General features: G+C 62.8%; 24 protein-coding genes, 1 tRNA gene and 2 pseudogenes. 8 read left to right on the top strand and 19 right to left on the bottom strand.

Annotation, left to right across the window (positions count from 1 at the left end):
• Positions 1 to 8: 8 nt before the first annotated feature.
• Positions 9 to 404 carry a (R)-mandelonitrile lyase gene (locus AC07SZ_RS32570; protein WP_115142549.1) on the bottom strand — a complete coding sequence of 132 codons (396 nt, stop codon included), beginning with the start codon at positions 402 to 404 and terminating at the stop codon, positions 9 to 11.
• 153 nt (positions 405 to 557) lie between these two features.
• On the opposite strand from AC07SZ_RS32570, the gene AC07SZ_RS32565 reads away from it, so the two are divergent.
• The 6 genes and pseudogenes from AC07SZ_RS32565 to AC07SZ_RS32540 all read left to right on the top strand — a co-directional run bounded on the left by AC07SZ_RS32565 (position 558) and on the right by AC07SZ_RS32540 (position 4,894).
• Positions 558 to 1,451, top strand: a complete 894-nt coding sequence (locus AC07SZ_RS32565; protein WP_494917534.1) for a LysR family transcriptional regulator — start codon at positions 558 to 560, stop codon at positions 1,449 to 1,451.
• 71 nt (positions 1,452 to 1,522) lie between these two features.
• Positions 1,523 to 1,900 (top strand): ester cyclase, encoded by a 378-nt coding sequence (locus AC07SZ_RS32560; RefSeq protein ID WP_494917533.1) that lies wholly within the window; start codon positions 1,523 to 1,525, stop codon positions 1,898 to 1,900.
• 74 nt (positions 1,901 to 1,974) lie between these two features.
• The gene (locus AC07SZ_RS32555) at positions 1,975 to 2,256 is read left to right on the top strand and encodes a type II toxin-antitoxin system ParD family antitoxin (RefSeq protein WP_056570957.1); all 282 of its coding nucleotides are present in this window, start codon (positions 1,975 to 1,977) and stop codon (positions 2,254 to 2,256) included.
• A pseudogene (locus AC07SZ_RS32550) lies at positions 2,253 to 2,533 on the top strand (type II toxin-antitoxin system RelE/ParE family toxin). Before AC07SZ_RS32555 ends, AC07SZ_RS32550 begins: the two are co-directional and overlap by 4 nt.
• Before the next feature lie 206 nt (positions 2,534 to 2,739).
• Positions 2,740 to 3,728 (top strand): annotated as a pseudogene (locus tag AC07SZ_RS32545) (YeiH family protein).
• A gap of 209 nt (positions 3,729 to 3,937) precedes the next feature.
• Positions 3,938 to 4,894: an SEL1-like repeat protein gene (locus tag AC07SZ_RS32540; RefSeq protein ID WP_056570953.1), complete on the top strand. Its 957-nt coding sequence runs from the start codon at positions 3,938 to 3,940 to the stop codon at positions 4,892 to 4,894.
• Positions 4,895 to 5,016: 122 nt separating this feature from the next.
• Here the strand turns inward: AC07SZ_RS32540 and AC07SZ_RS32535 are convergent, their stop codons facing one another.
• From AC07SZ_RS32535 to AC07SZ_RS32515, 5 genes are all read right to left on the bottom strand, one after another.
• Positions 5,017 to 5,514 carry a GAF domain-containing protein gene (locus AC07SZ_RS32535; RefSeq protein WP_494917532.1) on the bottom strand — a complete coding sequence of 166 codons (498 nt, stop codon included), beginning with the start codon at positions 5,512 to 5,514 and terminating at the stop codon, positions 5,017 to 5,019.
• 175 nt (positions 5,515 to 5,689) lie between these two features.
• On the bottom strand, positions 5,690 to 6,004 hold the full coding sequence (locus tag AC07SZ_RS32530; protein ID WP_056570949.1) for a GYD domain-containing protein: 315 nt from the start codon (positions 6,002 to 6,004) through the stop codon (positions 5,690 to 5,692).
• Positions 6,005 to 6,292: 288 nt separating this feature from the next.
• Positions 6,293 to 6,451 carry a hypothetical protein gene (locus AC07SZ_RS32525; protein WP_019859659.1) on the bottom strand — a complete coding sequence of 53 codons (159 nt, stop codon included), beginning with the start codon at positions 6,449 to 6,451 and terminating at the stop codon, positions 6,293 to 6,295.
• A 140-nt stretch (positions 6,452 to 6,591) separates the two neighbouring features.
• Positions 6,592 to 8,223, bottom strand: a complete 1,632-nt coding sequence (groL, locus tag AC07SZ_RS32520) for a chaperonin GroEL (protein WP_494917531.1) — start codon at positions 8,221 to 8,223, stop codon at positions 6,592 to 6,594.
• Between the two features lie 61 nt (positions 8,224 to 8,284).
• Positions 8,285 to 8,599, bottom strand: coding sequence for a co-chaperone GroES (locus tag AC07SZ_RS32515; RefSeq protein WP_019859661.1), 315 nt, complete (start codon positions 8,597 to 8,599; stop codon positions 8,285 to 8,287).
• A gap of 246 nt (positions 8,600 to 8,845) precedes the next feature.
• On the opposite strand from AC07SZ_RS32515, the gene AC07SZ_RS32510 reads away from it, so the two are divergent.
• Positions 8,846 to 9,100, top strand: a complete 255-nt coding sequence (locus tag AC07SZ_RS32510; protein WP_056570945.1) for a hypothetical protein — start codon at positions 8,846 to 8,848, stop codon at positions 9,098 to 9,100.
• Positions 9,097 to 9,363 carry a DUF1488 family protein gene (locus AC07SZ_RS32505; RefSeq protein ID WP_056570943.1) on the top strand — a complete coding sequence of 89 codons (267 nt, stop codon included), beginning with the start codon at positions 9,097 to 9,099 and terminating at the stop codon, positions 9,361 to 9,363. The genes AC07SZ_RS32510 and AC07SZ_RS32505 overlap by 4 nt, the downstream gene beginning before the upstream one ends.
• Positions 9,364 to 9,400: 37 nt before the next feature.
• Here the strand turns inward: AC07SZ_RS32505 and AC07SZ_RS32500 are convergent, their stop codons facing one another.
• From AC07SZ_RS32500 to AC07SZ_RS32440, 13 genes are all read right to left on the bottom strand, one after another.
• Positions 9,401 to 9,592: a hypothetical protein gene (locus AC07SZ_RS32500; protein WP_056570941.1), complete on the bottom strand. Its 192-nt coding sequence runs from the start codon at positions 9,590 to 9,592 to the stop codon at positions 9,401 to 9,403.
• Between the two features lie 5 nt (positions 9,593 to 9,597).
• Entirely contained in the window at positions 9,598 to 9,804 is a 207-nt protein-coding gene (locus AC07SZ_RS32495; RefSeq protein ID WP_494917530.1) for a hypothetical protein, read from the bottom strand.
• Between the two features lie 117 nt (positions 9,805 to 9,921).
• Complete coding sequence (gene dmeF / locus AC07SZ_RS32490; protein ID WP_494917529.1) at positions 9,922 to 11,145, bottom strand: CDF family Co(II)/Ni(II) efflux transporter DmeF; 1,224 nt, start codon at positions 11,143 to 11,145, stop codon at positions 9,922 to 9,924.
• Between the two features lie 8 nt (positions 11,146 to 11,153).
• Positions 11,154 to 11,432, bottom strand: coding sequence for a metal/formaldehyde-sensitive transcriptional repressor (locus tag AC07SZ_RS32485; RefSeq protein ID WP_494917528.1), 279 nt, complete (start codon positions 11,430 to 11,432; stop codon positions 11,154 to 11,156).
• A gap of 151 nt (positions 11,433 to 11,583) precedes the next feature.
• A tRNA-Cys gene (locus AC07SZ_RS32480) sits at positions 11,584 to 11,659 on the bottom strand.
• A gap of 211 nt (positions 11,660 to 11,870) precedes the next feature.
• A complete protein-coding gene (locus tag AC07SZ_RS32475) occupies positions 11,871 to 12,932 on the bottom strand; it encodes a diguanylate cyclase domain-containing protein (protein ID WP_494917527.1) in 1,062 nt (353 codons plus the stop codon).
• A 476-nt stretch (positions 12,933 to 13,408) separates the two neighbouring features.
• Entirely contained in the window at positions 13,409 to 14,503 is a 1,095-nt protein-coding gene (locus tag AC07SZ_RS32470) for an acyltransferase family protein (RefSeq protein WP_494917526.1), read from the bottom strand.
• A gap of 343 nt (positions 14,504 to 14,846) precedes the next feature.
• On the bottom strand, positions 14,847 to 15,239 hold the full coding sequence (locus AC07SZ_RS32465; protein ID WP_056570935.1) for a DUF1801 domain-containing protein: 393 nt from the start codon (positions 15,237 to 15,239) through the stop codon (positions 14,847 to 14,849).
• A gap of 31 nt (positions 15,240 to 15,270) precedes the next feature.
• Entirely contained in the window at positions 15,271 to 15,699 is a 429-nt protein-coding gene (locus AC07SZ_RS32460) for a DUF1801 domain-containing protein (protein WP_056570933.1), read from the bottom strand.
• Positions 15,671 to 15,916, bottom strand: a complete 246-nt coding sequence (locus AC07SZ_RS32455; protein ID WP_056570931.1) for a hypothetical protein — start codon at positions 15,914 to 15,916, stop codon at positions 15,671 to 15,673. Before AC07SZ_RS32455 ends, AC07SZ_RS32460 begins: the two co-directional genes overlap by 29 nt.
• Positions 15,917 to 15,953: 37 nt before the next feature.
• Positions 15,954 to 16,346 carry a VOC family protein gene (locus AC07SZ_RS32450; RefSeq protein ID WP_056570929.1) on the bottom strand — a complete coding sequence of 131 codons (393 nt, stop codon included), beginning with the start codon at positions 16,344 to 16,346 and terminating at the stop codon, positions 15,954 to 15,956.
• Between the two features lie 74 nt (positions 16,347 to 16,420).
• Entirely contained in the window at positions 16,421 to 16,852 is a 432-nt protein-coding gene (locus AC07SZ_RS32445) for an SRPBCC family protein (protein ID WP_494917525.1), read from the bottom strand.
• Positions 16,849 to 17,172 (bottom strand): ArsR/SmtB family transcription factor, encoded by a 324-nt coding sequence (locus tag AC07SZ_RS32440; RefSeq protein ID WP_494917524.1) that lies wholly within the window; start codon positions 17,170 to 17,172, stop codon positions 16,849 to 16,851. Before AC07SZ_RS32440 ends, AC07SZ_RS32445 begins: the two co-directional genes overlap by 4 nt.
• Positions 17,173 to 17,199 lie beyond the last annotated feature (27 nt).

The raw sequence follows: 17,199 nt of genomic DNA, 5'->3' as shown, positions 1-17,199 counted from the left end.
TCCTTTGTTCAGGCCTGGTACTGCGCGTCGCTGACGTGCTCCATCCAGTCGACGGCCTTGCCGTCGAGCGCCTCCTGGATGGCGATATGGGTCATGGCGGTGGTGGGCGCCGCGCCGTGCCAGTGCTTTTCGCCGGGCTCGAAGCGGACCACATCACCGGGCCGGATCTCCTCGACTGGCCCGCCCTCGCGCTGCACGCGGCCGCAGCCGGCGGTGACGATCAGCAACTGCCCGAGCGGATGGGTGTGCCACGCCGTGCGCGCGCCGGGCTCGAAGGTAACGGCATTGCCGGCCGCGCGGGCAGGCGCGATGGCCGCAAACAGCGGATCGATGCGCACCGTGCCGGTGAACCAGTCGCCCGGGCCCTTGCCGGAGGCTTGCGAGCCGCTTCGCTTGATATCCATGGTTTCCCCTTTCTCGATACCGGTCAGGACACTGCTGGCGGCCTTCAAGCCCGCCGGTCTCAGGCAGCCGATTGTGATGGCGCTTATTTAGCGGCTGCGATTGGCCTGGATTAGGTGCTATATCCGGCATGTACTTATGAGACAGACTCATCAATGCCGCGAGACAACCTCAACGAGCTCACCGCCTTCCTTGCGGTTGCGCGCGAAAAAAGCTTCACCAGGGCGGCGGCACAGCTTGGCGTGTCGCAATCGGCGCTCAGCCACACGGTGCGCGCGCTGGAGGAGCGGCTGGGCGTGCGGTTGCTCACCCGCACCACGCGCAGCGTGTCGCCCACCGAGGCCGGCGAGCGCCTGGTGCGCTCCGTCGGGCCGAGGCTTGACGAGATCGAGACCGAACTTGCCGCCTTGAGCGCCTTGCGTGAAAAGCCCGCCGGCACCATCCGCGTCACCGCCGGCGAGCACGCGGCCGACGCCGTGTTGTGGCCGGCGATATCAAGGCTTTTGCCCGACTATCCCGACATCAGGGTCGAGATCATCGTCGACTACGGCCTGACCGACATCGTCGCCGAGCGCTACGATGCCGGCGTGCGGCTTGGCGAACAGGTGGCGCACGACATGATCGCGGTTCGCATCGGTCCCGACATGCGCATGGCCGTGGTCGGCTCGCCGGCCTACTTCGCCCGGCGCCCAAAGCCCCGCACGCCGCAGGACCTGACCACTCACAATTGCATCAATTTGCGTTTGCCGACCTATGGCGGGCTCTATGCCTGGGAATTCGAAAAGGCCGGGCGCGAGCTGAAAGTGCGCGTCGAGGGACAGTTGATCTTCAACACGGCGGGGCTGCGCATGAATGCCGTGCTGGCAGGCCTCGGCCTTGCCTACCTGCCGGAGGACCAGGTGAAGGCGCAATTGACCGACGGCCGACTGGTGCGGGTGCTGGCCGACTGGTGCCCGCCCTTCCCCGGCTACCACCTTTATTACCCCAGCCGCCGCCAGGCGACGCCGGCCTTCTCGCTGCTGGTCGACGCGCTGCGGCACAGGGAATAGTCCCGCTCCATCTGGACTGTCTCCACGGTCGTTCTATCTTTGCCGGATCTGACGAACCCGGAGCCGTTGCCGTGACCCAAACCGACCTCTATCGAGGCTATATCGACTGCCTCAACAACCAGGATTGGCAAAGGCTGCATCGCTTCGTCCATGACGAGGTGCACTATAATGGCGACCGGGTCGGCCTTTCGGGCTACCGCGCCATGCTGGAACGGGATTTCCGGGAAATCCCGGATCTCTATTTCAACGTCCAGCTGCTGATTGCCGAGCCACCGTTCATCGCCAGCCGCCTTCGGTTCAACTGCACGCCGAAGGGGACCTTTTTCGGCTTGCCCATCAACGGCAAAAAGGTCTCCTTCAGCGAGAACGTGTTTTATGAATTTCTCAACGACCGGATCAGGAACGTCTGGTCGGTCATCGACAAGGCGGCGATCGAAGCGCAGCTCTGATTTCAGGTGCGATGAATGTCTCTCCTCGCAGCTGGTGGTAAACTTGCCTACCTTGCGTCGCAGGAGACACACAGATGGCCAATGTCGAGAAAGTGAGCGTTGCCCTCACCCCTGAAATGGCACGCATGATGCGCCAGGTCGTTGCGGCGGGCGAATACGCCTCGGCGAGCGAAGTCATGCGTGAGGCGCTGCGCGAATGGAAATTTCGCCGGATGCAGCGTGATCAGGCTGTCGACGAGTTGGGCCGGCTTTGGGATGAAGGCATGGCAAGCGGCAACGCCGTCGACGGTGGCGAAGCCTTCGCCCGGATCAAAAGCAAGCTCGACGCCAGGATCGCCGAGCGCACGTCGCGATGACGCTGCGCCTACGGCCGGAAGCCGAAGCGGATATCGAAGCCATCGCGCTCTATATCGCCGAGCATAGTCCCTCGGCGGCACTGCGCTGGTATGACGAAATCCATGCCCATTGCCAGCGGATCGCCGACATGCCGGGAATGGGTGTTGCCCGGCCGGACGTGCGGCGGGGCTTGCGCACCCTGCAGGAAATTACCTGATCCTCTATCGCCAGATTGACGACGGCGCGGAGATCGTGCGCGTGGTTCATGGCGCGCGTCGGTGGCAGGAATTGTTGTAGCCGGACTTGGTCCCCCACTACGATCGTTCGTAAAAATCGATCATTCTAACCACAACAATTCGTTGGAAAGATCGATTGTGAAATGGCATTCCTCCGGCATACCCGCCTGGAGAATTGCATTGTCTTCCGCCGCCCGCATCGCGAACGATATTCCGAAAACCACGATTTCCGCCGACCTGGCCGCCGGCCGCAAGCGCCTCGATTCGATGTCGAACGGCATCATCCCCGGCATCGTGCTGGTGGCGATGATCACGGCGGTCGCCTTCTCGGCGCACAATGTCTCCGGCTTGCCCTGTTCAGCCCGATGATCCTGGCCGTCGTCGCCGGCATGATCTATTCCAACGTGCTCGGCACGCCCGCCCATGCCAAGGCCGGCATCGCCTTCTCGCAAAAGCGCCTGCTGCGCTTCGCCATCGTGCTGCTCGGCTTCCAGCTGACGCTCGGCCAGGTCGTCTCGATCGGCGCCAGCGGCGTCGGCATCGTTGCCCTGACCCTTGGCGCCACGTTCGTCTTCACCACCACGCTCGGCCGGCTGATCGGCGTCGACCGCAAGCTGGCGCAGTTGATCGCCGCCGGCACCTCGATCTGCGGCGCCTCGGCCATCGTCGCCACCAACATCGTCACCGATGCACGCGATGAGGACGTGACCTACGCCGTCGCCTCGATCACGCTGTTCGGCACCGTCGCCATGCTCGGCTTCCCGCTTTTGGCGCCGCTGCTCGGCCTCGACCAGCACGCTTTCGGCCTGTGGGCCGGCGCGTCCATCCATGAGGTGGCGCAGGTCATCGGCGCCGGCTTCCAGAACGGCACCCAGTCCGGCGAGATCGCCACTGTGGCGAAGCTGACGCGCGTTGCCATGCTGGCGCCGATGGTCATCGCGCTCGGCCTGATGGCGCGCCGCAAGACGAGCAGCAGCCAGCCAGGCGATCAATCCGGGGCGCGCCCGCCAATGCCATGGTTCGTCGCCGCTTTCGTCGCCATCGTGGCGCTGAACAGCCTGGTCACCGTGCCCGCCGAAGTGAAGTCGGCGGTGGCGCTCGCCACCACCATCATGCTGACCATGGGGCTCGCCGCCATGGGCCTGCAGGCCGACATCTCGCAACTGCGCTCGCGCGGCCTGCGCCCGCTGGCGCTCGCCTTCTGCGCCTTCCTGTTCATCGGCGGCTTCAGCCTGATGCTGGTGAAGTTGGTCTAATTTCAGCTTGCTATAGCGGCCTCTTCATTACGTCGAACATCGTCCGGACACCTCCACCCTGCCGACGGGGCGCCAGCCAAAATTGCTGTATCAGGCAGTCAGCCACCGGCTGGCCGCATAGAGATGATAGCGCGCCCAATTAGCCCAGAGTTGACCGTGGCAAAAAGTCAGACCTTAATCCGGACTTCGTCGCTTAATCGGAGGCCACCGTGCAGAGCTTGTCCAAGTTGCTTTGTTTCATCTCCGGCATGCTGGTGGCCGGCGTCGCCAATGCTGGGCAAGCGGAACGGGCCTATAAGAGAGGAGACTACGCAGCGGCTGTCTTGTTGTGGCGCGTCCTTGCTAACACCGGTGACCCCAAAGCGCAGGACAATCTTGGCACCGCCTACGCCGAAGGCCACGGTGTTACAGAGGATTACGTTCAAGCTGCCGCTTGGTACCGTAAGGCAGCGGACCAGGGTGATGCTCAGGCAGAGCACAATCTCGCCTACCTCTACGACCGTGGGCTGGGCGTCAAGCAGGACTATGCCGAGGCTGAAATTTGGTATCGCAAAGCGGCTAGTCAAGGACTAGCGGACGCTCAAACCAATCTCGGGTTGCTGTACAGAGATGGAAGGGGCGTCCCGCAGGACTATCGAGAAGCCGCCACTTGGTTCCGTGAGGCCGCTGAACAAGGAACATCCGTTGCCCAGTACTTTCTGGGTTTGGCTTATTTCAAAGGTCAAGGTGTCGCCCAGGATTATCCTGATGCAATCGCATGGTATCGCAAAGCAGCGGAGCAAGGGAATGCCCTCGCCGAGCATGATCTTGGTGTGGCCTATGGGGAGGGTCTCGGCGTTACGCTCGACTATGCCCAAGCCGACTCGTGGTTCCAGAAGGCAGCGGACCAAGGAGATGCAGGTGCTCAGTACGACCTTGGTATTTCGTACTTTAAGGGGCTAGGGGTTCCTGTAGACTATGTGCAGGCCGTGGCCTGGGTAAGAAAGGCTGCCGAGCAAGGATACGCTAAAGCTGAGAATAGCCTCGGAGTAGCATACCTCGAAGGCCGTGGTGTAAAGCAGGACACCGCCCAAGCTCTTATCTTATTTCGCAAGGCCGCTGATCAAGGTGATCCAACTGCTAAAGCCAACCTTATCAAGTTGGAGCCGCCGGCAAAAAAGGCTTGAGATTCGCTGTTTCCTGCGATTTCGGCGCTCATAACTGGCGGGCACGGCCTGCCAAAGCTATGGCCATCCGCCAACCCTCGCCGTTTCCAATGGCCGATACCAAGGGCCGGTCAGGGCGCGGACTAATCCTCGAAGGAACTCGACGCGGCATAGATCGCCGCGAGCTTCTCGATGCCGGCCTGGTCGGCCGTGTCGAAGCGGCCGGGCAGCGGGCTGTCGAGATCGAGCACGCCGAACACACCTTCCTCGTCTTCCAGAAGAACGACCAGTTCCGAGCGTGAATCGGCGTCACAGGCAATGTGGCCTGGGAAATCGTTCACGTCCTTGATCAGCATCGAGGTGCCGAGTTCGACCGCCGTTCCGCACACACCCTTGCCGACGGCTATGCGCACGCAGGCCGGCTTGCCCTGGAATGGTCCCAGCACCAGTTCCTCGTCCGAGGCCAGGAAATAGAAGCCGGCCCAGTTGAGGTCGGGCACCATCTGGAAGATCAGCGCCGCGGTGTTGGCGGCATTGGCGATCGAATCACTTTCGCCTTCGAGCAGCGCCTTCAGTTGAACGGCGAGGTCGCGGTAGAACGCGGCCTTGTCCGTGGTGTCGATGGCCTTGGCCGCAAACATGGCTTGTCTCCGAACTGAGAATCGCGGTTCCGTTTCCGCAAGCTCTGTGCACCAAACGACCACCGGGCGATACTAGCTTGAATTCACGTCGCCGCGAAGTCGAAACAAGATGCCCTGTCCGGTGCTCGGCAGCACGGCATCGAGCCGTGCTGCCTTGATCAGGAAGGCAAGTCCATCAGCCGGCGGGTTTGTACGCGCCGGCAGCCTTTTTGGCGGCCGCGAGCACTGCCTTCATGTCGAGTTCTTCCAGCACGACCATCTCGGTCAGCGAGCCGCTCGCCCGCACCGCAAGGGACATGCCAATCCCAGCTGACTGGTCCGGCACCTCGCCATTGACAACGACGTCATAGATGCCGCGCGTGAACATCACGCTGGTCACCTTGCCGCCAACGCTTTCAAAAAGCGCCTTGACCGCGGCCTGCCTGTCCGAGCCTTGCATCAATCCTTTGGCGGCATGGGGCGCATAGTTTGCCAGGATAGTCACTTTCATGGGTATTTCCTCCAAATGTCATGTCTCGTGCTGCTCGACAGTTCGAGCGTCACGGAGCGATTTATTTTTCGGAACAATTGCAGGCGCCCTTCGACGCGTTGGCGGCCAAGGGCACACCGCCGGATAAATATGCGCTTAAGCTAATATAATGACAATACCGGACACGCCGACACCGCCGGCAGGACGGTGTCTGGCTGGACCACGCTCGGCCCGCGACGATCGAACCCGCGCCGTTGACCCGCGATGTGGTCTTTGAGGTTGAACGGCCGGCAGCGCCGTGGCGCAGCCTTACATCGGGCGCTTCGGTTCGCCCTTTTGTGGCGTTGCCGTATCGGAATCGGATTTCTTGTGCTTGTCGGCGGCAATCCTGCGGATGCGGTCGAAGCGGCTTTCCTCGGTGGTTTCGGTCGTGACGACCGTCTGTGGCTTCTGCGCGAACACGATCATGGATCGATCTCCTGGGCTAGAGGCCTGTGCGCCGGGAGGCAATCCCCCGGCGGTAGTCTTCCGGCTCACAGAAGAGCCGACTTGGCGAGATTCAGGTCGAAAGGCGGCTTCCATGAAGCCGCCTTTCGGCCAGCTGAGCCTTAGTAGCCGCCCATGCCACCGCCATTACCACCCGCAGGCGCGGCATCCTTGGCCGGGATGTCGGTGATCATGGCTTCGGCGGTGATCAGCAACGCCGCGATCGAGCCGGCGTCCTGCAGGGCGGTGCGCACCACTTTCGCCGGGTCGACGATGCCGGCCTTGATCATGTCGACATAGGTCTCGTTCTGGGCATCAAAGCCCTGATTGTGGTCCTTGCTGTCGGTGAGCTTGCCGACGACGATGGAGCCTTCGACGCCGGAATTCTCGGCGATCTGGCGGATCGGCGCCTCGAGTGCGCGCAGCACGATCGAAATGCCGGCGGTGACATCGTCATTGGCGCCGGTCAGGCCTGATAGCGCCGACCTGGCACGCAGCAATGCCACGCCGCCGCCGGGCACGATGCCTTCCTCGACCGCCGCGCGCGTCGCGTTCAGCGCGTCGTCGATGCGGTCCTTCTTCTCCTTGACTTCCGACTCGGTGACGCCGCCGACGCGGATGACGGCAACGCCGCCCGACAGCTTGGCCAGCCGCTCCTGCAGCTTTTCCTTGTCGTAGTCGGAGGTGGTCTCCTCGATCTGGCCCTTGATCTGGGCGACGCGCGCCTGGATGGTCGCCTTGGTGCCGGCGCCGTCGATGATCGTCGTGGTGTCCTTCTCGATCAGCACGCGCTTGGCGCGGCCGAGCATCTCGATGGTGACGTTCTCGAGCTTGATGCCGAGATCCTCCGAGATCATCTGGCCCGATGTGAGCACGGCGATGTCTTCGAGCATTGCCTTGCGGCGATCGCCGAAGCCCGGCGCCTTGACCGCCGCGACCTTGAGGCCGCCGCGCAATTTGTTGACGACCAGCGTGGCCAGCGCCTCGCCTTCGACATCTTCCGAAATGATCAGCAGCGGCCTGCCGCTCTGCACCACCGCTTCGAGGATCGGCAGCATCGCCTGCAGATTGCCGAGCTTCTTCTCGTGGATAAGGATGTAGGGCTCTTCCAGTTCCGCGCGCATCTTGTCGGCATTGGTGACGAAATACGGGCTGAGATAGCCGCGGTCGAACTGCATGCCCTCGACGACGTCGAGCTCCGTTTCGGCGGTCTTGGCCTCCTCGACGGTGATAACGCCGTCATTGCCGACCTTGTCCATCGCCTTGGCGATCATCTCGCCGACGGTAGCGTCGCCATTGGCGGCGATGGTGCCGACCTGCGCGATCTCGGCCGACGACTTGACCTTCTTGGCCTTGGCCTTGATTTCCCCGACGACGGCGGCAACCGCCTGGTCGATGCCGCGCTTCAAGTCCATCGGGTTCATGCCGGCGGCGACCAGCTTGGCGCCTTCGCGCAGGATCGAGGCGGCCAGCACCGTGGCGGTGGTGGTGCCGTCTCCGGCGAGGTCATTGGTCTTGGAGGCCACTTCGCGCACCATCTGCGCGCCCATGTTCTCGAACTTGTCGGCAAGCTCGATCTCCTTGGCGACGGTGACGCCGTCCTTGGTGACGCGCGGCGCGCCATAGGCCTTGTCGATGATGACATTGCGGCCCTTGGGGCCGAGCGTGACCTTCACCGCATTGGTGAGGATCTCGACGCCGCGCAGCATGCGGTCGCGCGCGTCGGTGGCGAATTTGATTTCCTTGGCAGACATTTTTTCAATCCCGTTCGAATTTGGAGTGGACGAACCCCGCGCGGAACGCGCGGCGCTCCAGTCAGGCGGCCTTCTTGGCTTCGACGCTCTTCTCGATCACGCCCATGATGTCGGCTTCCTTCATGATCAGCAGGTCCTCCCCGTCGATCTTGACCTCGGTGCCGGACCATTTGCCGAACAGGATCAGGTCGCCGGCCTTGACATCGAGCGGCACAAGCGCGCCGTTTTCGTCGCGCGCGCCGGGGCCGACGGCGATGACTTCGCCTTCCTGCGGCTTTTCCTTGGCATTGTCAGGAATGATGATGCCGCCCTTCGATTTGGTATCGCCTTCGGCGCGCCGGATGACGACGCGGTCGTGGAGTGGCCGAAATTTCATGAAAACTTCTTTCTGGGGCCGGCATAGGCGGCCGCTGCTCTGCTATAGGCGCTTTGGCACTCGATAGATAGGAGTGCCAAAAATTATTCGCGAGCCGATGAAATATTTAAAAGTATTATTTCGGGAAGCCGTTTCGTGATATCGCCCATGGCATAAATAATTCAAAAAATTGAATTTTGCCGGTCGAGTGCCTATTTATCGGACAAGTTCATTTTCACGATTTCACACACTAGGGAGATTTGCTCTATGGCCGATGGCAATCAGACGATCATGGAAAAAGCTGAAGCCCGCTTTGTCGACAAGCAGAAGAAGACGGCCGAGCGCAACAAGGCAACCGCCGAATATATGTCCGAGGCAAGGGCAAGGGAGATCAAGACGGCAAGGCTGCGGGAATTGCGGCTGGCCAAGGAAGAAGCCGACCGCGTCGCCGAAGCCCTGAACCCGACGCCGAAGAAGAAGCGGGCGACCAAGAAGGCCGCCGCAACGGAGGTCAAGACATGAGCCTCACCTTCCCCAATCGCAGCCGCAGCTATGACGAAGCCGGCAAGCGCATCCGTTTCGTCGGCCATGACGGCATGTTCCAGATTTCCTTCTCGGTCGCGGCCGATGCGATGACCCGGATGCAACCGGCGACCGCCGCCAACGAGGCAGGCTACCTCGCCACATTCGACACGCAAAGCAGCACCATCCGCGACGTGGCGTCGAAGGCTTACGACCGCACCCGCAAGAGCATGTATGTGTTGACGGCCGCCGACTTCGGCTGAAGCTGCAACGGTCCAGATGGCCCGGGACGGCCAGAGGTCAGGGCTTGCGCTCGGCCCTCTCCCGGCGCTTGATGTCGCGGACATTCATCTGATCGAGCATGGCGTGGGCGTCGCGCGGGTTCATGCCGACCATGACTCTTTGCCTGACCTCGACCGGCTGGCCGGTGAAGACATCGATGATGGCCCAACTCTGGGGCAAGTCCATGCGCAGTGCGTATCGATTTGCCATGCTGGTCAGCCCTGCATCATGAAAAACACCGTGCCCAGGACCAATATCGTCCAGGCAATCACCGACAGCTTCAGCGCCATGCCGCCATGCGTGGCCATCGCCTCGCGCAAGCGCGACACGATCCCCGCCGAAGCGGCCGGCGTCGCCTTGACCGCGACGGACAGCTTGGTGCCAAGTTTTCCAAACACGGGCAGCAGCGACGGTTCACGCACGAAAACGACCTCGAATGTCGGGGAAAAATTGGAGCGAGCACGCTCGCGCCCTTGCATAGCACGCTTTTCGCCAGCGCCCTGCATGCCAAATGCAGATACGCAGCTTTGACGACAGTCTTAGGCCGCCTTCCTGACTTCAATCGTCAGGTGCGACAATGACCGGAACCGCGCAAGTCGGCTGCGATAATAGTCCTCTTGCCGGCGCGTCGGTGTCACCACCGAGACGATGGCGCCGAGATGTCCCGGCCCAAGCCGCCACAAGTGCAAATCGGCAAGCTCATCGCCTTCGCTCTCGATCGTCTTGCGCAGATTCTCCGCCATGCTGCGATCGGGATTCATGTCGAGCAGGACTGCGCCGGTATCGCGGATCAGCCCGAGTGCCCAGCTGGCGATAACCAACGCACCGACAATGCCGGCGAGCGGATCCATCCACAGCCAGCCGAAGGCGCGGGCCAGGAGCAGACCTATGATGACAAGCACGGACACCGCCGCATCGGCGACGACATGCACGACGGCGGCGCGCATGTTGTTGTCATGCGTCGCCTTGCCGTGCGCATGCTCATGCTCTTCAAACAGGACCGGATAGGTCTGCCCGCCGATCGTGAGAATAGCCTCGAAGGCATGCGGCTCGGGAATCTCCTCGAGGGATTCCAGACCATTGTCCAAATCCCTGAATGCGAAAATCTGCCGCGCGCCATCCGGCCGCACGGTTTCTATCGAGACGGATGATGAAGCCAGAGCCCTTCCGGATTCGGCGTGCAGTCGGAAGCGCGGCGGCACGCCGTCCTCGAACACATCGAGCACCAGCTCGTCATCCGTCGTGGCGATCCGATGCGTGTCGTCATGCCCATGCTCCGCCGCATGGCCGTGGCCATGACTATGCCCATGATCTCCACCGCCGAGCACCCATGCGCTGGCAATGTTGACGGCAAGGCCAAGGCAGGCGACCAGGATGGCCTCGGCGAAATGGATCGGCACGGGCGCATAGAGGCGCGTGACGGATTCGTAGCCAATCAGCAGCGCGATCATGGCCAGGATGATGGCGCTGGTGAATCCGGCGAGGTCGCCGAGCTTGCCGGTGCCGAACGTGAAGCGCTGGTCGCCGGCGTGTCGGCGCGCATAGGTATAGGCAAGTGCAGCGAGCAGCAGCGCACCGGCATGCGTGCTCATATGCAGCCCGTCGGCGACAAGGGCGATCGAGCCGAACAAAAGGCCGCCGACGATCTCAGCCACCATCATGATCGCGCAGAGCCAGATCACGGCCCAGGTCCTGCGCTCGCTCTTCTGGTGTTCCTCGCCAAGGAACATGTGGCTGTGGACGGCACTGTTGGCTGCGGACATGGCGGAACTCACTTTACATAGGTGCGGATGACATCGAGCAGTTGGTCGACCGCTTCGTTGTCTAGCGCGCCTGGGTAGCGCTCGGAATCGACGAGATGCGTGCGCACGTGATCCTCGACCACCTCGCCCATCAGCCCGGTCATCGCGCCACGCGCCCCGGCAATGAGATGCATGACCGCCTCGCAGCCGGCCTCGCTGTCGAGAGCCCGCTCGATGGCCTCGACCTGCCCCCTGATGCGGCGCACGCGCGCCAAAAGCTTCTGCTTTTCACGAATGGTATGTGTCATTCCCAGTCTGTAGCATACCCCCCTACCCTATACAAGAATGTAGGCCACGGGCTCGCCCCTCGCAATGCATGGGACGACGCATCTCCAACTCGTCATGCCCTGTTATCTGGCCTCTGGATGAGGCCGCAGAACGCGATATTGGCTGGTTTTTTGGAGGCCTCGCCTCGGGATCGAACCGAGGCTTCAGAGATTTGCAGTCTCCAGCGTCGCCGCTCCGCCACGAGGCCATCGCGGTCGACCTAACCGGCAAATGCTTGCGGAAAAGTTAAGCGTGGAGCGCGTTCTGTCGGCACGTTGCAAAATGCCTTCCCGGGTCGTCATCACCGGCAGCAGCGACAATCCGCGCACGATATTTGCATCCCTGCCAACGCATCCTTTTCGCGAGCACCCGCATGACAAAAGAAAACGCGGCTCTGGCAGGCGGCTGCAGCTTGCCCCTCACGCAGCGGCACTGCGGCCTTTCGCGCCGGTTTCCGCCTTGAAGATGCGGAACGTGTTGCGGCCCGCCGCCTTGGCCGCATAGAGCGCGGTGTCGGCCTGCGCGAACAGGTCGCAAGGCAAGCCTGCCCCGGCAAACGCGATCCCGACCGAGGCGCCGAGCCTCAGCGACTGGCCGCGGATCGCGACCGGCCTGCTCATCGCCTCGATGATGTCGCGCGCCACGCCGGAGACGGCACCGCGGTCGAGATGCGACCCGACCAGCACCGCGAATTCGTCGCCACCGACACGCGCCACCAGTTCCGCCTCGCCGCACCCGCCGGCAAGGCGCTCGGCCGCCGCCTTGAGGCACTCGTCGCCGATGACGTGGCCGAACGTGTCATTGACCGCCTTGAAGCCGTCGAGGTCGATCAAAAGCAGCGCGCCGAGCGGACGGGCTTCATCCGCATGCGCCAGCCGCGCCTGGAAGCGGGCGCGGTTGGCAAGCCCGGTCATGGCGTCGAATTCGGCGAGATAGCGCATCCGGTCCGAAAGGATCTTTTCCTCGGTGATGTCCTGCTTCATGCCGAAGATGCGCACCGGCACACCGGCTTCGCACTCGACGCTCGCGGTGATACGGATCCAGCGGCTATGCCCCGCGAAAGTGGTGATCTCCGCGTCGAGGGTAAAACCGCTGCGTTCGGCAATGGCGTGGCTGCGCAGACTGTCCAGCGCCTTGCGCGATTCCGCCGGATAGCACTTGATGATTTCGCGTCGATCGAGCGCCGCGCCGCGCGGCAGATCGAACAGATCATAGATCACATCGGTCCAGGTCAGCCGCTCGTCGGGCAGGCTGCATTCCCAAACCCCGATGCGCGCCGCGACCGACGCCCGGTCGAAGATCTTGCGGCTGTGGGCCAGCGAAACCTGCTGCGTGGCGATCAGCGCGGCCTTCGCGGCGAGGTCCGCCTTGAGCCTGGCGATGGTTGCGGCATCGCGGCGCCGTTGGTCGGCGCTGCCCTGCCCCAACCGCTTGCCGGGCTGCGAGGCCGGGCCTTTCGGGCTGTATGATGGATCGGGCATGGAGAAACTCCTGGCGGGCGACCACCATGGCGCAACAGCCCTTAAAACTTCGCTGACAAGCCGTCCTCGCCTCCACGAGAGTGGCAATGGCTGCGCTGGTCGACCCCCAACTCCGTCTCGCCTTCGCCGAGCCACCTAGCCGGGGCGAGCCACGGGTCTCGCCCGTCCTTCGGCCCCCCGATCGACGGGGTAGAGGAAAGGCCCCAGGCCTTCCGTCATCAACGCTCGTCCGGCAAAGCTCCCTTCCTTTCCCTCCGAAGGGGGAAAGGTGGCGCTGCGAAGCATCGACGGATCGGGGGAACCACGTGGCAATCAAGCCTCGCACCGATCAGTCCCGCCAGTCACCGAAGATGCGTGCATGGCATAGTGGAACCCATCGTCGATCGGGCTTGGCCGTGCGCCGAGCCTCATTTCGCGAACCCAGCGAGATGCTGGTGTGGCTGCGGAACGGCTGAGGCTGGCCTCCCGTTGCTCGACTATGGCCGGCTTGATTGGGCGGCGGCGGCAGGCAGAGCCGCCTTCGATGCCGCTTGCGGCGCGCTGTTGTCGACATGCGCCCAGGCCGGCCGCTCGAACAGGAACATGCCGAAGCCGACGCGCTGGATGATGAGGTAGAGCACGACAGGGCTGATGATCGAGACCAAAAGCACCGCCAGGCTGAGCATGCCGGTGTCGGTCAGCAGGCCGCTCGCGAGTGCGGCGCCGCGGAAGAGTGACATCGGGATGGTGAAGGCGACGTAGACGACCAGCGAATGTTCGCCGAGCCAGCGCAGCCACTCCATGGCGGCAAATTGCGACAGGAAGCCGCCGAGCACGCAAAGCGCCACGGCGCCCGCGACGGCCAGAGTGAGATGCAGCGGCGGCCATGCCGCCAGGCCCATCTGCATGCCGACCGGCTGCATGGCATAGCCCGGCGAATAGACGAGCAGCCCGTTGACGACAGCCCACAAGAGCAGGCCGCCGACGGCCAGCATTGGGCGCGGTTGCGTCCACTCGACGAGGCGGAAAATCAACGGCGCCAGCACGAAGCCGAGATAGAAGAACACGAAATAGGCCGCGAATTGTTCAAGCGCGTAGCTGTCGGGATGCGGCGCCCACATCTGCAGGCCGGCAGCGGCCGGGATGACGATCCAGGCCGGCACGCGGAATTGCCGCAAAAGCTTCGCGACGAGGCCGAACACCGCCAGCATGTAGATGAACCACAGCACGCCATAGGGCTGGACGACGGCCATTGCGAGATCGTGCAGCATGCCGCCGGGATCCCGGCTGAAGATGCCGATCTTCAGCCCGATCGAGATGATCGCCCACAGCACGTAGAAATAGAGATAATGGACGACGCGCCGGTCGACATAGCGCCGCCACGGCCGGTCGATCACCTGCGACAGGAACAGTCCGGAGATCAGGAAGAATTCCGGCATGCGGAACGGCGTCGCGAAGCCGATGACATAGTGCAGGAAGCCGACGCCGCCCGTGTACTCGCCGGTGTTGTAGGCGGAATACATCATGACCACGAGGATGATCGAGAGGCCTTTGGCCGTGTCCACCCACGGCATGCGCATCGGGCTGTTCATGGCAAATCCATCCGGGGCCGGCCAAGGCGGCCAGCCATCATTCCGAGATGTCTAGCACCATCAAGCTTCCCAGATCGTAAACGCGGCTGGTTTTGTGGAGTGGCTGGCGGCCCAATCTTCCGGCGTCGGCGCTGCCCCTCACTGTCCTGCCGGACATCTCTCCCCGTATAGTGACGGGGAGAGAGGGCTTGACGCGCTGTCGGCGCTTTTCTTGCGGCGTTGGAGATTGGCGAAATCACCGATAACAGCCTCCCTCTCCCTGTCACTATACGGGGAGAGGTGTCCGGCAGGACAGTGAGGGGCAGCGCTGACGTCGGAAGATCGATAACAATCTGCGACGCAGCTACTTTCTGCCCTTCGACTTGTTCAGCGCCACCGCAGCCCGCACCAGCGCCTTGAAGGCCTCTTCGTCGACCTCCTCGCCCTTCTGAAAATCAATAGCCCGCCTCGTGTTGCCTTCGAGGCTGGAGTTGAACAGGGCCGCGGGATCGGGCAGTGCCGCGCCCTTGGCGAAGGTCAGCTTGACGACGCTCTTGTAGGTCTCGCCGGTGCAGATCATGCCGTCATGCTCCCACACCGGAACCCCGCGCCATTTCCACGTCTCGACCACATCGGGATCGGCCTGGTGGATGAGCGCGCGCAGCCGGCCGAGCATCTCGCCGCGCCAGTCGCCGAGTTCCGTGATCCTGCCGTCGATCAGTTCGGAGGGGGATTTGCTCTCCTGCGATCCGGTCATGCCGTTCTCCTCAAAAAATGAACAATAGCACTCACATGCGCTCGCCAGGCAATTGGCTGGCCTGCTTCACCCAGGCGCTGAATTGCGCCTCGTCGAACGGCTCGTCCTCACGGATGTCGAGGTAGCGCGTGTCACGGCTCCGGGATTCGCCCGGCGGCACCGGATCCAGCGACATGCCGCGAAAGAAGGCCACCTTGATATACCTGGTGAAGCAATGGAAGCTGAGGAACCAGCCCTCGCCTTCGATGCCATAGAACGGCGAATTCCATTTCACCGCCTTGTGCACGCCGGGCACGGCGCGCTCGATGAGTGTGTCGAGGCGACCGCCCATTGCGCGCTTCCAGCCCGGCATGGCCGCGATATAGGCCTGCACCGGGGCATCGCCATGGCCCTTGGCGATCTGTGGGTTGCCGCCGGAAAGCAGCTTCGGCTCAGGCTTGATGCCGGTCGACTTGGCCATACCCTTCCCTTCCTATCCCGCGTCCTTTCCCGACATAGGGCAGCACGAACATATAGAGGCCGCTGAACAGCATAAGGAAAAGCGGCGGCAGTGGCGAATAGACCACCCAGGCGGGCGGCTGTCCAAACGCCATGGTGACGAAATTGGCGACGACGGTCGCCGTGAAGATGATCGACAGCCAGCGATGCGCCTGCCTGATCCACTTGCTCCAGTCCAATCTTACCTCCCGTGAAAACGCGTGAAACCGTGCGCGGCTACCAACGCGCCAGCTGTGTGATCTGGATGAGATTGCCGCAGCCATCGTTGAGCTTGGCGATGGTCGAGCCGGTCACCTCGGTCGGCGCCATGGCGAACGTGCCGCCATTGGCCGTGATGCGCTGGTGGTCAGCCTTGATGTCATCGGTGAAGAACATCACCGCCGGCTGGCTCTGCTCGAACATCGCCTGCTGGTAGGCCTTGGCGGCCGGTTGGTTGTTGAGGGCCAGCTGCAGCTCGGTGCCTTCGGGCTCATCCGGCGAGGCGACCGTCAGCCAGCGGAACGGCCCATTGCTGAAATCGGCCTTCTTGGCCAGGCCGAGCACGCCGGTGTAGAAGGCAAGCGCCTTGTCCTGGTCGTCGACATGGATGCTGGTCAGTTTGATCTTCATCGTCTTCCTCCATAGGCTTTGCTGGCGGCCAGGCCGCCCGGTGAAGTCAGGTGTTGGGTTCGTTCGGCCGAAGCTCAGTCCGTCCGGTCGAGAAGCTGCTCCAGCTTCTCGAAGAATTGCGGCCAGCCGGTTCTTGCGCCGCCATAGGCGCGCCGCTGCTCGGGCCGGAAGCCGGATTGTTCCATGCGCAGATGCGTTCCCGTTGGCGTAGGGGTGAGCGTGAAGGTCACCACGCTCCTGAGATCGAACGCCGGATCCTGATGCACGAGGTTCCAGCTGTAGGACAGCGTCTTGTTCGGTTCGATGGCCAGCACCTCGCAATCCAGCACGCCGCCCCAATCGGCGCTGATGTTGAAGCGGTGGCCGACAGCGGGCTTGAAATCGTTCCTCATCAGCCACTCCTCGATCAGATGCGGTTGCGTCAGCGCGCGCCAGAGCTTTTCCGGCGGATGGGAAATCTGCCGCTCGACGACGACAGTGCGGGTCTCCTGGGCCCTATCGTTCACTGGTCCATCCTTTTGAGCAAATCCTCGAGATCGTCGAACCGGCTTTCCCAGAACCCGGCCATCTCACGTGTCCAGTCCATCAGCGGCGCCAGCGCGCCAAGCTGCGCACTGTAATGCGTCTGGCGGCCCTCATGGCGGTCGCGCACCAGACCGGCCTGCTTGAGCACGCCGAGATGCTTCGACACCGCCGGCTGCGAGACCCCGGACTGGCTCGTCAGCGCCCCCACCGTCTGCTCGCCCTTGCGGCACAGTCGTTCGAAAATCGCCCGCCTGGTCGGATCGGCGAGTGTCCTGAAGAGCATGTCATGAGCGTCCGGCATGTCGGATCGATAACCCGTTGGCTATTG

This window comes from Mesorhizobium sp. GW821-FHT07A06, from assembly GCF_059419085.1.
This window is presented reverse-complemented; position numbering and strand designations above follow the sequence as displayed.

Coding starts and splice junctions, on each gene's coding strand:
- AC07SZ_RS32530 (WP_056570949.1), bottom strand. CDS start 6,004: ATGAAAGTGACTATCCTGGCAAACTATGCGCCCCATGCCGCCAAAGGA.
- dmeF (WP_494917529.1), bottom strand. CDS start 11,145: ATGTCCGCAGCCAACAGTGCCGTCCACAGCCACATGTTCCTTGGCGAG.
- AC07SZ_RS32510 (WP_056570945.1), top strand. CDS start 8,846: ATGGCCGATGGCAATCAGACGATCATGGAAAAAGCTGAAGCCCGCTTT.
- AC07SZ_RS32525 (WP_019859659.1), bottom strand. CDS start 6,451: ATGATCGTGTTCGCGCAGAAGCCACAGACGGTCGTCACGACCGAAACC.
- AC07SZ_RS32450 (WP_056570929.1), bottom strand. CDS start 16,346: ATGAAGATCAAACTGACCAGCATCCATGTCGACGACCAGGACAAGGCG.
- AC07SZ_RS32485 (WP_494917528.1), bottom strand. CDS start 11,432: ATGACACATACCATTCGTGAAAAGCAGAAGCTTTTGGCGCGCGTGCGC.
- AC07SZ_RS32555 (WP_056570957.1), top strand. CDS start 1,975: ATGGCCAATGTCGAGAAAGTGAGCGTTGCCCTCACCCCTGAAATGGCA.
- AC07SZ_RS32565 (WP_494917534.1), top strand. CDS start 558: ATGCCGCGAGACAACCTCAACGAGCTCACCGCCTTCCTTGCGGTTGCG.
- AC07SZ_RS32500 (WP_056570941.1), bottom strand. CDS start 9,592: ATGGCAAATCGATACGCACTGCGCATGGACTTGCCCCAGAGTTGGGCC.
- AC07SZ_RS32465 (WP_056570935.1), bottom strand. CDS start 15,239: ATGACCGGATCGCAGGAGAGCAAATCCCCCTCCGAACTGATCGACGGC.
- AC07SZ_RS32475 (WP_494917527.1), bottom strand. CDS start 12,932: ATGCCCGATCCATCATACAGCCCGAAAGGCCCGGCCTCGCAGCCCGGC.
- AC07SZ_RS32505 (WP_056570943.1), top strand. CDS start 9,097: ATGAGCCTCACCTTCCCCAATCGCAGCCGCAGCTATGACGAAGCCGGC.
- AC07SZ_RS32470 (WP_494917526.1), bottom strand. CDS start 14,503: ATGAACAGCCCGATGCGCATGCCGTGGGTGGACACGGCCAAAGGCCTC.
- AC07SZ_RS32460 (WP_056570933.1), bottom strand. CDS start 15,699: ATGGCCAAGTCGACCGGCATCAAGCCTGAGCCGAAGCTGCTTTCCGGC.
- AC07SZ_RS32570 (WP_115142549.1), bottom strand. CDS start 404: ATGGATATCAAGCGAAGCGGCTCGCAAGCCTCCGGCAAGGGCCCGGGC.
- AC07SZ_RS32440 (WP_494917524.1), bottom strand. CDS start 17,172: ATGCCGGACGCTCATGACATGCTCTTCAGGACACTCGCCGATCCGACC.
- groL (WP_494917531.1), bottom strand. CDS start 8,223: ATGTCTGCCAAGGAAATCAAATTCGCCACCGACGCGCGCGACCGCATG.
- AC07SZ_RS32515 (WP_019859661.1), bottom strand. CDS start 8,599: ATGAAATTTCGGCCACTCCACGACCGCGTCGTCATCCGGCGCGCCGAA.
- AC07SZ_RS32535 (WP_494917532.1), bottom strand. CDS start 5,514: ATGTTTGCGGCCAAGGCCATCGACACCACGGACAAGGCCGCGTTCTAC.